The sequence below is a fragment of the Shimia litoralis genome (genome assembly GCF_005518135.1).
Lineage (GTDB): Bacteria > Pseudomonadota > Alphaproteobacteria > Rhodobacterales > Rhodobacteraceae > Shimia_E > Shimia_E litoralis.
Window position 1 is genome coordinate 92,148 of sequence record NZ_SULI01000005.1, and the last position, 14,293, is coordinate 106,440.

The following is a 14,293-nucleotide window of genomic DNA, read 5'->3' on the forward strand; positions in this document are numbered from 1 at the left end:
TTCGGGGGTTAAAAGAAGGCCTGCAGTCCGGTTTGTGCGCGACCAAGGATCAACGCATGCACATCGTGGGTGCCTTCATAGGTGTTGACGGTTTCCAAGTTCACCATGTGGCGAATAACGTGGAAATCCAAAGAGATGCCGTTGCCGCCGTGCATGTCGCGGGCGTGGCGGGCGATCTCGAGGGCTTTACCACAGTTGTTGCGCTTGATCAGCGACACCATTTCAGGTGCGGCCTTGGCTTCGTCCATCAAACGACCAACACGCAATGCAGCTTGCAGACCCAGAGAAATCTCGGTTTGCATGTTGGCAAGCTTGAGTTGGAACAACTGGGTTTGGGCCAGTGGTTTTTTGAACTGTTTACGGTCCAGACCGTATTGACGTGCACCGTGCCAGCAGAATTCTGCTGCGCCCATGGCACCCCAGGCGATACCGTAGCGTGCGCGGTTCAAGCATCCAAATGGACCCTTAAGGCCTTCAACATTGGGCAACAACGCGTCTTCGGAGACTTCGACATTGTCCATCACGATTTCACCCGTGATTGACGCGCGCAAAGACACTTTTCCTTCGATTTTTGGCGCGCTCAGGCCGGGTGTGCCTTTATCAAGCACGAAGCCGCGGATTTTGCCGCCATGGGCTTCTGATTTGGCCCAGACCACAAACACATCTGCGATGGGTGCGTTGGAAATCCACATTTTGGACCCGTTCAGCACATAGCCACCGTCGGTCTTTTTGGCTGTGGTTTTCATGCCGCCGGGATCAGAACCCGCATCTGGTTCGGTCAAACCAAAACATCCGATGTATTCACCAGACGCCAGTTTTGGCAGGTATTTGCTGCGCTGTTCAGCAGAGCCATAGGCATAGATGGGGTACATCACGAGGCTGGATTGCACCGACATCATCGAGCGATAGCCGCTGTCGATGCGCTCGACCTCACGCGCCACAAGACCATAGGTCACATAGCCGGCACCAATTCCGCCGTATTCCTCGGGGATGGTTGTGCCCAACAGGCCCATCGCACCCATTTCGCGGAATATCTCGGGGTCGGTTGTTTCTGTGGCATAAGCTTCGGTGACGCGCGGCATCAGCTTGTCTTCGGCGTATGCGCGGGCTGCGTCACGCACCATGCGTTCGTCTTCGGTCAACTGATCCTCAAGAAGAAATGCATCTTCCCAGTTAAATGTAGAAAGCTCGGGGCGCGACTGCGCAGATAGATGTTCTGTCATAAGTGCCTCTATGTTTAGGCCGCGTTGGCGGTTGTGTTAAGGGCGGCTTCAATCGAAGCCTCAATGATATCAAGGGCTTCATGAACCATCGGCATCGGTGTTGTCAGCGGTGGCAGCAAGCGCACGGCGTTCGCACGTGTGCCACATGGCAAGATGATCAGGCCGCGGGTTTCTGCCTCGGCGATGATCGCTTGGGTTAGGGCAGGATCGGGATCGTTGCTTGTGCGGTCGGTCACCAGTTCAAAGGCAACCATGGCACCCAAGCCACGGACGTCGCCGATGGCTTCCATGCCTTGACGTTCGGCCAATGCGGTCAGGCGTGCCTTGATGGCATCGCCGATCTCAACGGCTTTGGCGCACAGGTCTTCTTCTTCGATCACATCCAGAACCGCGTTTGCAGCGGCAACCGCCAGTGGGTTGCCTGCATAAGTCCCGCCGATGCCGCCCACAGGGGCAGCATCGACGATCTCGGCCCGACCGGTGACGGCTGAGAGCGGAAATCCGCCAGCCAGACCTTTGGCCATGGTCACCAAATCGGCGGCCACGTCAGAATGTTCAAATGCAAAGAGCTTCCCTGTTCTTGCGATGCCCGATTGGACTTCATCGGCAATCAACAGCATGCCGTGGGTGTCGCAAATTTTGCGCAGGGCGCGCAGCAATTCAGGCTGTGCTACGTTAAAGCCACCTTCGCCCTGAACAGGTTCGATAATGATTGCTGCGACGCGCTCTGGGTCGATAGAGCTGCGCAGCATGTTTTCCAGCACATCCAAGCTGTCTTGAACGCTGACGCCGTGGAATTCGTTTGGAAACGGCACATGGACCACTTCGGCAGGCATTGCGCCAAACGCTTTTTTGTACGGGTTCACTTTGCCACACAGCGCCATGCCCAACAGGGTGCGGCCATGGAATGCGCCAGAGAATGAAATAACGCCGGACCGACCTGTATAGGCACGCGCCATTTTGATCGCATTTTCAACGGCTTCTGCACCGGTTGTCACCAACATTGTCTTTTTCTCGAAGTCACCCGGTGTCGAGGTGTTCAGCCGCTCGGCCAGCGAGATATAGCTCTCGTATGGGGCGACGTGAAAGCAGGTGTGGGTGAAGCTTTCGGACTGTTTTGCGACCGCAGCCATGACTTTGGGGTGACGGTGGCCGGTGTTATTCACGGCGATTCCGGCAGCGAAATCGATATACCGTTTCCCGTCCGCATCCCACAGTTCGGCGTTTTCGGCGCGCGTGGCATAGATTCCACGTGTCGATACGCCTTTGGCGACTGCGGCCTCGCGGCGCGTTTTCAAATCTTGGCTGGCGCTCATGGCGAATCTCCTGTTGTCCATAATTTGGATATCATATTGCTCAATTTATCGAGCAATGCTAGCTAAAAGTTGCGCAACATCCTTCGATTCGACTAATATCGAGAGGATTGGCATGGAGTAGGACGATGGTAGATGAATTTGATGTAGGGTCACGGCTAAAAGCGCTTAGATTGCAGTTTTCTTTGTCTCAAAGACAACTTGCTGAGGCGGCTGGTGTGCCACACGGTCAGATTTCGATGATCGAAACAAACCGTTCGAGCCCGTCCGTGGCCAGTTTGCGCAAAATATTGGGTGGATTTGGCATAAGCATGTCTGAGTTTTTTGAGCCAGATGCCGTCACAACCCAACAGCCGTTCTTTACCCCAGGAGAACTGCGCGATCTGACATCGCTGTTGTATCAGGGGAACGAACCGGCCCAACAAAAGATCGAAATCAAACAGGTTGGAGACGCCAAAGCGCACGGCCTGCAGATCTTGCACGAACGCTATGAGGCGGGTGCGGACACGGGTGGATCGATGATCGAACATGATTCAAACGAGGGCGGCATCGTCATTTCTGGCGAGTTGGAAATCACGGTTGGGGCTGAAATTCGTGTTCTCAAGGCCGGCGATGCCTATTTGTTTGACAGCCGCGAACCGCACCGGTTTCGCAATATTTCGGACCGTCCGGCCGAGGTGATTTCGGCCTGTTCGCCTCCATACTTGTAAGTCTCACGTATCCGATGTGTGCGTTTTGCCCATCACAATCATAAGGAATGATGAATGTCTCCTCTTGAAGGTTTGAAAGTCGTCGAATTGGCGCGCATCTTGGCAGGACCATGGATCGGCCAGTCGCTGGCGGATCTGGGTGCCGACGTGGTCAAAGTCGAAGCCTTGTCTGGCGATGATACACGCAAGTGGGGGCCTCCCTTTATTGAACGCGATGGGGATACAACAGCGGCCTATTATTATGCGGCCAATCGCGGAAAAGACGTGGTGGTGGCTGATTTTCGCACCGAAGAAGGGCAAAAAATTGTCCGCGACCTTGTGGCGGATGCTGACATTCTGGTTGAGAATTTCAAAGTTGGCGGGTTGGCTAAATACGGGTTAGATTATGACAGCCTCAAGGATTTGAACCCGCGTTTGATTTACTGTTCTATCACCGGTTTTGGTCAGGACGGCCCCTATGCCAAACGTGCGGGATATGACTTTTTGATTCAGGGCATGTCGGGATTGATGTCGATCACAGGCGAGCCTGACCGCCAGCCGCAAAAGGTCGGCGTGGCGGTGACGGATGTGGTCACTGGTCTCTATGGCACAATCGGGGTTCTGGCGGCGGTCGAACAACGCCACCGCACAGGAAAAGGCCAGCATATCGACATGTCGCTTTTGGATTGTGCCACTGCGTTGTTGGCCAATCAGGCGATGAATTTTCTGGCGACAGGGGACAGCCCCAGCCGGAAAGGCAACGACCACCCCAATATTTCACCCTATCAGGTTTTGCCGACCTCGGACGGGCACATCATTCTGGCGGTGGGCAATGATGGACAATACCAGCGCTTGTGTGGCGTACTGGATCGGACAGATTTGGGGGAAGATGCCCGCTTTGCCACCAACCAGTCGCGGGTTGAACACCGCGCTGCGCTGACTGCACAGCTTGAAGATGCTTTTGGTGCGTGGAATTCAAAAGATCTGTTGGTGGCCCTCGAGGCGGCGACGGTTCCCGCTGGGCCGATCAATTCGATTGGACAAGCGTTTGACGATCCCCAGATCAAAGCCCGCGGGATGGTGATCGCCCCCGAAGGCGTCAAAGGCGTGCGTGGGCCATGGAAATTCTCGGACGCTGAACTGGCTCTGTCCAAGAGCGCGCCGACCTTGCCCACCTCATAAATAAGAACGGCCGCAAACGATTGGTTTGCGGCCGTTAAGATATTGTGTTTGGTCTGCGTCGATATCGTCGCAGACCTTTTGCTTTTTAGAACAGCAAGCTTGGTAACCACAAAGCAATCTGCGGGAAGCTGACCACCAGAATAAGCCCGATGATTTGCAGCGCCACAAACGGCAGAGCCGCCATATAGATGTCACCGATGGTGACCTCTGGGGGGGCAACCGAACGCATATAAAACAGATTATAGCCGAACGGCGGGGTCAGATATGCGGATTGCATCGACAGGATGAAGAGCACCGCAAACCAAGTTGTGTCATACCCAAGGTCGCGCACAATCGGCACGAACAGCGGCACAGTGATGAACACGATAGCGAAATCATCCAAGAACATCCCAAGCACAAAATACGTGATCAGCATCGCAATAATGACCAGCATCGGAGACAGATCAAAGTCTTCGATGAGTTCCCCGACAATCATGCCAGCCCCAAGGCCCACATAGATTTTCGAAAAGAACACAGCGGCGATTGTGATCCACATCAGCATGCCCATCAACTTGGTGGTGGTCAGCATGACATAGCGCATCATATCCCAGCTGACGCGGCCATGAATGGCGGCGATCAACAAAGACCCTGCAGCGCCGATTGCCGATGCTTCGGATGGCGATGTGATGCCCCCAATGATGCAGCCCAAGACGGTCGCGATCAATGCACCCGGTGCAATCAAGTGCCGAAGCGACTTGAGCTTTTCAATGCCGCTAAAGCGTTCGCTTTCCGGGGCAGGGGGGCCAAGTTCTGGGTTCAAACGACAGCGGATCAGGATGTAGGTGATATAGATACCCGCCAACATCAGACCGGGCATAAGTCCAGCCGCAAACAATTTGCCTACGGAATCCCGGCTCAGGAAGGCATAGATGATCATCAGGACCGACGGTGGGATCAAAAAGCCCAAGGCCCCGCCAGCCATGATGGTTCCGGTCACAAGTCGTTTGTCATAGCCGCGCTTAAGCATTGCAGGCAGCGCGATGATGCCAAGCGACACAGTGGCCGCACCAGAAACGCCAGCCATTGCAGCAATCAGCGCGCAAATGATCACGGTTCCGACACCCAGACCGCCAGGAAGGCCGCCCATCAGTTTGTGGATCATCTCGAACAGGTCATCGGTGATGCCTGACCGCTGAAGCACAAGGCCCATAAAAATAAAGAGCGGCAATGCCACTAGCAAAAAGTTGTCCATTGCGCTGTAGGTTGAGCTGACCAATAGGTCCAGACCACCAGGGCCCCACAGCATAAAGGCGCTGCCTACGCCACAAATTGTCAATGCCCAGGCCAGTGGAGACCCCACCGCCATCAAGGCCAACATCGACAAGAACATGATCGCTGTCACAGCAAGCGGATCGAGTTCAGCCATAATTATTCCTCTCTCGGGCAATCATCCGACCACCCGCATTAATCTGCTTTAGTCTTTGACAGCTTTCAGAAGCTCTGGGTCGATGTCGCTTTCTTCTTCCTTCGTGCGCGGATCGACATATTGAATGCCAAAGAGCGTCAGAACAGAGCGCAAAAGCTCTGCAATGTTCTGAAGGATGACCAAGCCAACCGCGATTGGGATCACGGTTTTGATCGGATAAACCGCTGGTTGCCAGATGCTTTTGTTCGAGTATTCGCGAACGGCCCAACTGTCGGCTGCGAATTCCACAGACATTTTAAAGAAAACGCCCAATACGATCAGGCCAAGTGTGAAAATGATCGTGTCACAAAAGGCTTTTCCGCGGGGCGGCATGATTCCGTAAATCACTTCTGAACGCACATGTCCTTGATGCCGCAGCGTATAGCTACCTGCTAACATACAAAAAGCACCATAGAGCATGGTGCTTGTCTCGTGGGCCCAAATTGTAGGTGAGTTGAGGAAGTATCGAGCCACAATTTCCAGCACAAGCACGGAGATCATGGCAAGCGTCAGCCAAGAAATGGCCCGCCCGACGAATTCGGACAGGCCATCCTGAATGACAAGATATCTTGTCACCAAGCTCATTACAGGCGCCCTTGCGCTTTCGCATTTGCGACCAGAGCGTCAATGAACTTCTGGTTGCGCTCAGAGCGTGCTGCTTCTTCTTGCCAGATGCTTTGTGCTGCTTTTGTCAGCTCTTTCGAGTCTGCTTCCGGAAGTGTTGAGAACTCGAATGTGCCCTCTGCAACACCTTCGTTGCCTTCAGCAAGCCATTGGTGAATGTCTTCGGCAAATTGCGCGATTGCAACTTCGAGGATTTGCTTGTGCTCGTCCGACAGCTTTTCCCAAGCGGCTGGATTGGCGAGGAATGTCTCGGTCCAGCCCGGCATCAGCATGTTCAGGAAGGTATAGTTTGTTGCAGTTTCGTGCAGCTTGAGTTGTTCGTACTCAACTGGGCCACCATAGATCGCGCCATCAATCACGCCAGTCGACATGCCGATATAAAGCTCTTGAGCGGGCAGATATACTGTTGGAATGCCGAAAACGTTCAGAACCTTGGCAACGTTGGATGTTGCGCGGATTTTGCGGGTTTTCAGATCTTCCAGAGATGTCACTGGCTCTTTGGTCAGCAGGTCATAGTTGTGACCATAGCCTTTGCCCAGATATACGGTACCGGCTTCGGCATAGGCTTCTGTCAGCAGGGCATCAACTTCGGGGCTGTTAAAGATTTCTTTGGCTTCTTCAACGCTTGTCCATGCGCCGGGAAGACCTGCTTCAATGTTGCCGATGTCGATTTGGCCAGACCAGTAGCCGCCTGTGCCGTGCACGATGTCGATGGTGCCTTTTGACACAGCGTCTGCGAATTGATCAGATGCCACCAGCTCGCCGCCGCGGAAATACTGAATGCGCAGAGTTCCGTTAGAGGCTTCTTTAACAGAGTTTCTGAACTTCTTGGCGATCGCGTCGATCTCTGTGCCATAGAATGTATGGAAGCGCAGACGCACGGTGTCCGATGCGGCAGCTGTTGTGGCGACGGTCGCCAGGGCGAGAGCGCCCGAAATCGCGCCCAAGGCAGCGCGACGAGTAAATGTGCTGAAGTTCATGTTGTCTCCTCCGAAACAATAGTGTGTCCCTAACTAGAACGTTGAACCTGCGCTTAGCCAAAAAGCTTGTGCCGCGTGTTCAACGTGTTTAGCGTCGTACACCATGTACAATGCTGTAGGCAACAATTTCGAAGGGATTGTTTGCAAATTTGTCAGAAAGTTAACGTGTATATTGATCGGCTGTAAAATTGCGTAATAAATACTTATCTATACTTAACAGCGGAGTAAGCTCGTTTACTCTAGGGAAGGTATGGCAAAATTTGCGTAGTATTCTGAGCGACCATCTGTCGCAAACGAGAGGTGACATTATACACCAAGCTGCAAGTTTACGTGATTCTAGGTTAACTCTAGGTCAACTGCGCAGCGACGAAATTTCTAGGAGGAGCCCACAAATGTCATCAGAATCAAGCACCCTAAAGGGTCTGACCGACATATTTCGATACCTGCGTCGAAACGAGACACCTATATATGTGATCATGCCGACGCCGTTTAATCTCATGGGATTGGATCAATGGGTCGGAGGTTTAGAGTTCATCAACTATTTTGATATCTTTGATGGTCAGCACCCGCGTGTGGTGATCCCGAACCAGACCGAGGCACAAGATTTCCGGTCTATGGAAGATGTGGGGAACTATCTTGTGGACCACCCCGAATTCCGTGATCGCGTCAAAAACCAGAAAGACGCCATGGCGCTGTTTGTTCAGTTCGATGACAAAACCGAAGAGCTGTGCGAGGAAATTGGCTTGCGCATTGGTCTGCCGTCAAATGACTTGCGCAACCGTCTCGACAGCAAAATCGAGACAACCCGCCTTGGAAATGAAGCTGGAGTGGCCAGCGCCCCCAACATCATGGGCGAGGCAAAAACCTATGGCGAACTTAGCAAGTTGGCGGAACGCGCGGGCCTTGGGGCTGATCTGGTGGTGCAAACACCCTATGGCGATAGCGGGCGTACGACATTCTTTATCAAATCCAAGGCGGACTGGGACAAGAATTCGGGCAAAATTGTTGGGCAGCACCTAAAGATCATGAAGCGTCTCAACCATTTGCCGGGCACCATCGAAGGTTGTGCGACGCGCCATGGCACGTTGGTCGGTCCCGTTATGACCGACATCACCGGGTTCGAGGAAATCACACCCTATAAAGGTGGATGGTGCGGAAATGACATTTCCCCAGCGATCTTGCCGGACGGTGTTCCGGAAAAAGTGCGCGAAATGGCCCGCAAATTTGGCGACCGTCTGTACAGCGAAGGCTACAAAGGTGTGTTCTGCATCGATTTTCTGTTGGATACGGACACGAACGAAGTCTATTTGGGCGAACTTAACCCGCGCATTTCTGGCGCGTCGCCTCCCACAAACCTGATCACATCGACTTATGGGGGCTGTCCTTTGTTCCTGTTCCACCTGCTGGAATTCATGGACGTCGACTATGAGATCGATATCGAAGAAGTTCAGGCGCGCTGGAACCACTATGACCACTGGACACAGCTTATTCTCAAGCAGACAGACGATAAGGTCGAGCTGATCACCAAGGCACCCCAGTCTGGTATCTGGCAGATGGACGACGAGGGCGATATCGAATTCTTGCGTGCCTCGCACAACATAAATGCCTTGGGGAACGAGAACGAAGCCTTCTATCTGCGGGTTTATGGTGTGGGTGAGTATTGTTACCACGGCGCAGATCTTGGGTGTTTGCTGGCACGCGGGCGGATGCAGTCAGATGATCGGGAATTGCTTGAACGCGCGCGCCTTTGGAACAAAGCCATCAAAAACGAGTTCCACAGCGTACCGTTGTCGCCCAACACCCAAGTCACGTTACCGTCTGATATGACCGCCGGTAAGTGGTTCTAAGGTTTTCAGTCGGGCCCGTTTGTTCCAATCGGGCCCGGCATTGGAATAGATGGCGCCACCGGATCGATATCATTGCGCACCCAGAAATACCGGAAGCCCTGATCCCGTAACCAACTTTCGAGTCGATCAAGGTTGCCCCATTCCCGACGATGACCACGGGCGCTTTCGATATGCGCCCATTGATTGTCGACAAGGAAATACACGGTCCACGTGTTGGGGTTTTTCTCCTGATCGCCGAACCCGCCGCCTTGAACTTGGCGCGACGTTCTGACGATCACAGGGTAATGGGTAATGCGATAGGTCGCCAAAAAGGCGGGGATATCGTTCTGTCGGATGGCGGTGGTGGGTTCTGGTGCTGGCAACATGGCGCCAATTTTGTGGAAACACGTCGGAAAGTCAACGCGATCGCTTGAATTCAATTTCTTGACATCATGTACCATGGTGTTAGTTAGGTGAGACCGCCGCGACAAGACCCAAGGGGATTGACTGAATGCAACTGACCTTTCGCAGCCTGAGCGAAGAGCAACCGGGGGACGCTTGGCGTCGCGTGGTGTCTCATGGCTGGCCGGGCTGGAGTGAATGGTTTTTGGCGCGGGGTGGACATACACAACGTATCGAAGACGCGCGTCGGGCTTTGCGGCGCCATATGCCCGAATATGAAAGCTTGTGGGATGATCTGAACCTCGCAGGTGGGGCAGACGATGATCTGGTCCGGTTTCTCAGCTTTTGGTGCCCGCCGCGGTATCTGGTCAATTGCTCTCAGGCGGTGATCGTCGATCAGGATGGCCCGTACCTCATTCGCAACTATGATCTTGATCCCGACCTGAACGAAGCCACGTTTTTGTCGACGGCGTGGCGGGGCACACGTGTTGCTGGCATGGTCGAGGCGATGGCGGGTCTTTCGGATGGGATGAACGAATTTGGCCTTGCGGCGTCTTTGACGTTCGGCGGTCGGGTTGTTACGTCAAAAGGGTTCGGCATCCCATTGATAATGCGTTATGTTTTGCAAATGTGTCGGGACATTCCCGAGGCAATCGAAGCTCTGCGCGCCGTGCCATCCCATATGTCGTACAATGTCACTTTGGTGGACAAATCCGGAGATTGGGCAACGGTGTTTCTGGCTCCTGATCGACCTGCGATTGTCCGTATGCAGCCATGGGCGACCAACCACCAGTTGGGCGTTGAATGGCCGCGCCACGGGCGTGTGTCCAACACACTTGGCCGCGCTGAACACATCGCGACCCTGTTGGGCCCGTCTAATGTCACAAGTGCCGATCTGGACGCGGCGTTTCACAGCCCCCCGATCTATAGCACGAATTATGCCCAAGGGTTCGGCACTGTTTATACGGCGGCGTACCGCCCGACACAGGGGACCGCGCGGTTAAGTTGGCGGGATGGAACCAGTCAAGAATGGGCCATTTCAAATGTCACGCCGTGGCAGCAGGCCATTGCTTACACGTCTGATGGGGCACATGCGTTGCCGTCACCCGATGTGGACCCGTCCGAGCCGCACCCAGAGTGGTACGCGAACTTTTTACGCAGCTTGCCGCATGATGCGAGTGATGCCGACGGCCTGCGCCGCGCGCGTTTGGCCGCGTTCTGGCGGAGAAATCATTTAGGAGAAGATCGAGAATGGTCGAATCTTTCTCCTTGCACCCCGATTATCGAAGAGGAGTAATTTCAATGTCACGTTTCGCAATCGCGGGCATTCAGATGCACATCACCACGCACCGCAACCTTGAAGAAATGCGCCAGCGCATGGAGATTCTGTTTCATCTCTATCCATGGGTGCAAATGGTCGTGTTTTCGGAGCTCGCTGCGCATGGTCCTGCATTGCATGCCGCACAGCCAATGGGCGGAAGCTTTGAAAAAGAATTTTCCGAGATGGCCCGTCATTATGACACGTGGTTGATCCCCGGCTCGTATTTTGAAGAACTCAACGGGGCTGTGTACAACACCACACCCGTGTTCAACCCAGAAGGCGAAGTCGTCACCCGGTATCGCAAAATGTTCCCGTTCACGCCGTATGAAAAGGGTGTCACGCCGGGAACTGAATTCTGCGTGTTTGACGTGCCCGATGTGGGCCGGTTTGGGGTGTCGATCTGTTATGATCTCTGGTTCCCAGAAGTGACGCGCACCCTGACGGCGATGGGCGCCGAGGTGATCATCAATCCGGTCTTGGCAAGCTTTGTGGACCGCCCTGCGGATCTGGCGATCGCCCAAGGGTCAGCGGCCATGTTCCAAAGCTATATTTTCCATATCAACGGTTTGTTGGCTGGTGGGAATGGGTATTCGATGGTGATCGATCCCGCAGGTCAAATTTTGCATCGCGGGAATGTTCAGGAAGAGATGATTCCGATTGAAGTCGATTTTGATCTTGTCCGCCGTCAACGCGAACGTGGGGTTCTGAACATGGGGCAACCTCTTAAGAGCTTCCGCGACAACGCCGTGCCATTCCCTGTCTATCAGCCAGAGTTTGACCGCACTTATCTGAATTCACTCGGGCCACTTGAGAAGCCCGGCCGCCCAACAGGGCCAAAAGCTGTGGCGGCTCTGCCGGCTGTGGCACCTGAAACTGTCAAAAAAACAGGCTGAGACGGGGCGGGATGCCTTTGGTCAGCCATATTTGAAAAGGAGACTTTGATGAGCTCTAGCGTTGCAAAAATTCCTACAAAACCCAAAGGGTTTTCCGCTGTCACGGCGACCATTTCGGTTGCAGATATCTCTGCGGCACTGGGATACTATCAAGAAGCGATGGAAGCTGAAGTTGTTGAAACTTTGAGCGTGCCGCAAACGGATAATATGGTCCACGCAGTGATTAAAATTGCGGGAACAACTGTGGTTCTTGTGCTGGACGAGAACGCCTTGCCGTATGCGGGTCCAGGACATGTCACGTTGCACCACTATCTGGATGATGTGGATGCTGCCTTTGATCGGGTTGTGGCGGCGGGGGCGGTTGTATCGTCGTCCATCGTGACAAACTGGTGGGGGGATAAAACTGCGGTTGTTGTCGATCCGTTTGGTGTGCGCTGGAGCCTTGCCCAGCGTGTCGAACAGCTTAAGGCGGCAGATCGCCAAGCACGGTTGGACGAGTTCTACGCAGAGCCGATTGCCCCAGCCGAACCTGTCGAAGACCCCAAAGAAGAGCTGGCGGCCGAGTAGGGCACGTAATTTAGAAAAGGTCCCTTCGCGAAGGGACCTTTTTTGTGATATTTCCTGACACCATGAATGGCCCTTATGACGGATTTCCCCGATGAGTGATGACATGCTTGCCGCAAAATCTGATATTGATCCAAATCTTTCGTGGCGATGGGCGACGCCGGATGATGCAGAGCAGGTTGTGGCCTATATGCGCAAGCTGGGTGCGTATCAAAAGATGTCTGATGCCATCATCGCCACACCCGCAAGTATCCGTGGTCTATTAGAAAAAGGGCAGGGCGAAGCGATTTTCTGTCTCTATGACGGCGCCCCGATTGGCTTTGCCTATTTCTGTGAGAAATCGTCTGCGTTCACCGGACGCTCGGGGATTTTTATTGACGGATTCCTGATTGATGAACAGATGCGCCACAAGCATGCAGGCCGGTTTGTGATGTCAGCGTTGTGCCAGATCGCGCTTGGTCGCGGGTGTCAGTTGCTAGAATGGGGGTGTCTTGATTGGAATGCGCCCGCCATCACATTTTATCAGGGGTTGGGCGCCTATTGTCTGGATGACATGCGTATCTATCGGCTAACACCGGACCAGATGCACACGGTGGCAGAGATGGCGCCATACAGGGGGTCAAACTGAGGGCTGTTGGGCCCCTTCGACCAGATGACGCGCCCGAAAATCAGAGGGTGGAATGCCAAACTTGGCTTTGAACAGGCGGGAAAACTGGGCCTGATCAGAAAACCCAAACCGATAGGCCACGTCAGCCATCGTGATTTCCCCTACAATCGCCAGCCTGTCGCGTGCGGCCACAAGCCGTTGATCCCGAATTTGTTGACTGACCGTACTGTTCACATCTTTGAAGAGATCATGCAGATAGCGTTTTGAAATGCCACAGCCCGTGGCAATCAGATCAGGTGACAAATCTGGGTTTCTGAGGTTCGAGCGCACAAATTGATCCACGCGGCTCAGGTGCGCGGCGCGAACAGAGGACGCGTTTGATCCGGCGACACCGTTTTCCTCTTCTAATGCAAGGCCCAGAAGCTCTAGCAATTGCCGTCCGATGGTTTCGCAAGCAACCTGTCCGGCATGGCCGACTTGGGATTGGGCGTGGTTGACCATTGTCGAAAACAGGTTTGCCGTACCCGAAGTGGCATCAATGACCCGCGCGCAAAACCTGTCTGGTTGGCGCACGCGCTCGGCCAGCAACGACTTGCGGACCTTTAGCACAAACAGGTCATTCGGGTCGGCATACATAAACCGATAAGGTTCATCGCCGCGTTCCAGAATGAAACTACCGGGTTCACAACGCACATCCTTGCCAAGTTGGCGAAATTCGACCGCCGACGTTTTGGGGATGGTGATCAGATATTCTTCTTCGCGCGCCTCGCGGATGTGGCGGGGGCGACGTTCATAGTTGACTGGCGCGGACGTCAAGCGAGACAGACCTACGTGCCCCAACACAACCCGCGACAGAGTCCCGTTAAATTGCAGGGGGTCGCGAAAATGCGTCTGCAATGGGAAATATGCGTCCGCAATGATCGCATTCCATTGGCTGGAGCGGTCCTGTGGCGGCGTATCTGCGGTGGTAAATGTCGTCAACATGGCGTCTGCACTCTTCCTCCCAAAAGAATGATTGAACGAACTTACGCCGCTTCGCCTTGTGTACAAAGGCTTTTTTGCATTCCTGCACGGATTTGCAAGAGGTTCTGCACTCAGCGTCAAGACCCTGGCCCCGATTGCCGCGAGCATCAGGCAAAGACAACGACGTGCAACGAAAGATCTCCGGTCTTGGGGCAGCATCCCCACCACTGGGGCCTTTCCGACCACCCATGCAGAGGACAGA

Annotated in this window: 14 protein-coding genes; 7 read left to right on the top strand and 7 right to left on the bottom strand. The window is 54.0% G+C overall.

Features of this window, described 5'->3' with window-relative positions; translation table 11 throughout:
* Positions 1 to 8: 8 nt before the first annotated feature.
* Positions 9 to 1,223 (bottom strand): acyl-CoA dehydrogenase, encoded by a 1,215-nt coding sequence (locus FAP39_RS06470; RefSeq protein ID WP_138015582.1) that lies wholly within the window; start codon positions 1,221 to 1,223, stop codon positions 9 to 11.
* 14 nt (positions 1,224 to 1,237) lie between these two features.
* Positions 1,238 to 2,539: a 4-aminobutyrate--2-oxoglutarate transaminase gene (gene gabT, locus FAP39_RS06475; protein ID WP_138015583.1), complete on the bottom strand. Its 1,302-nt coding sequence runs from the start codon at positions 2,537 to 2,539 to the stop codon at positions 1,238 to 1,240.
* Positions 2,540 to 2,664: 125 nt separating this feature from the next.
* Here gabT and FAP39_RS06480 point away from each other — a divergent pair, with 125 nt between their 5' ends.
* A complete protein-coding gene (locus tag FAP39_RS06480; protein ID WP_138015584.1) occupies positions 2,665 to 3,246 on the top strand; it encodes a cupin domain-containing protein in 582 nt (193 codons plus the stop codon).
* A gap of 54 nt (positions 3,247 to 3,300) precedes the next feature.
* Complete coding sequence (locus tag FAP39_RS06485; RefSeq protein WP_138015585.1) at positions 3,301 to 4,407, top strand: CaiB/BaiF CoA transferase family protein; 1,107 nt, start codon at positions 3,301 to 3,303, stop codon at positions 4,405 to 4,407.
* A gap of 85 nt (positions 4,408 to 4,492) precedes the next feature.
* Here FAP39_RS06485 and FAP39_RS06490 read toward each other — a convergent pair whose 3' ends face one another.
* From FAP39_RS06490 to FAP39_RS06500, 3 genes are read right to left on the bottom strand one after another with little or no spacing between them, the layout of a single operon-like run.
* Positions 4,493 to 5,812, bottom strand: coding sequence for a TRAP transporter large permease (locus FAP39_RS06490; protein ID WP_138015586.1), 1,320 nt, complete (start codon positions 5,810 to 5,812; stop codon positions 4,493 to 4,495).
* Positions 5,813 to 5,860: 48 nt separating this feature from the next.
* A complete protein-coding gene (locus FAP39_RS06495; protein ID WP_138015587.1) occupies positions 5,861 to 6,436 on the bottom strand; it encodes a TRAP transporter small permease subunit in 576 nt (191 codons plus the stop codon).
* Positions 6,436 to 7,455, bottom strand: coding sequence for a TRAP transporter substrate-binding protein (locus FAP39_RS06500; protein ID WP_138015588.1), 1,020 nt, complete (start codon positions 7,453 to 7,455; stop codon positions 6,436 to 6,438). The genes FAP39_RS06495 and FAP39_RS06500 overlap by 1 nt, the downstream gene beginning before the upstream one ends.
* A gap of 392 nt (positions 7,456 to 7,847) precedes the next feature.
* Between FAP39_RS06500 and FAP39_RS06505 the strand changes: the two genes are divergently transcribed.
* Positions 7,848 to 9,302 (top strand): biotin carboxylase, encoded by a 1,455-nt coding sequence (locus FAP39_RS06505; RefSeq protein WP_138015589.1) that lies wholly within the window; start codon positions 7,848 to 7,850, stop codon positions 9,300 to 9,302.
* 5 nt (positions 9,303 to 9,307) lie between these two features.
* On the opposite strand, the gene FAP39_RS06510 is transcribed toward FAP39_RS06505, so the two are convergent.
* On the bottom strand, positions 9,308 to 9,667 hold the full coding sequence (locus tag FAP39_RS06510; RefSeq protein ID WP_138015590.1) for a hypothetical protein: 360 nt from the start codon (positions 9,665 to 9,667) through the stop codon (positions 9,308 to 9,310).
* Between the two features lie 125 nt (positions 9,668 to 9,792).
* On the opposite strand from FAP39_RS06510, the gene FAP39_RS06515 reads away from it, so the two are divergent.
* The 4 genes from FAP39_RS06515 to FAP39_RS06530 all read left to right on the top strand — a co-directional run bounded on the left by FAP39_RS06515 (position 9,793) and on the right by FAP39_RS06530 (position 13,089).
* Complete coding sequence (locus tag FAP39_RS06515; RefSeq protein WP_138015591.1) at positions 9,793 to 10,980, top strand: C45 family autoproteolytic acyltransferase/hydrolase; 1,188 nt, start codon at positions 9,793 to 9,795, stop codon at positions 10,978 to 10,980.
* A gap of 5 nt (positions 10,981 to 10,985) precedes the next feature.
* Positions 10,986 to 11,897, top strand: a complete 912-nt coding sequence (locus FAP39_RS06520; protein WP_138015592.1) for a carbon-nitrogen hydrolase family protein — start codon at positions 10,986 to 10,988, stop codon at positions 11,895 to 11,897.
* Positions 11,898 to 11,945: 48 nt separating this feature from the next.
* Complete coding sequence (locus tag FAP39_RS06525) at positions 11,946 to 12,464, top strand: VOC family protein (RefSeq protein ID WP_138015593.1); 519 nt, start codon at positions 11,946 to 11,948, stop codon at positions 12,462 to 12,464.
* A gap of 91 nt (positions 12,465 to 12,555) precedes the next feature.
* The gene (locus FAP39_RS06530; protein ID WP_212743407.1) at positions 12,556 to 13,089 is read left to right on the top strand and encodes a GNAT family N-acetyltransferase; all 534 of its coding nucleotides are present in this window, start codon (positions 12,556 to 12,558) and stop codon (positions 13,087 to 13,089) included.
* Here the strand turns inward: FAP39_RS06530 and FAP39_RS06535 are convergent.
* Positions 13,081 to 14,052: an AraC-like ligand-binding domain-containing protein gene (locus tag FAP39_RS06535; protein WP_138015594.1), complete on the bottom strand. Its 972-nt coding sequence runs from the start codon at positions 14,050 to 14,052 to the stop codon at positions 13,081 to 13,083. The two genes, FAP39_RS06530 and FAP39_RS06535, sit on opposite strands and share 9 nt — an antisense overlap.
* Positions 14,053 to 14,293: the final 241 nt, after the last annotated feature.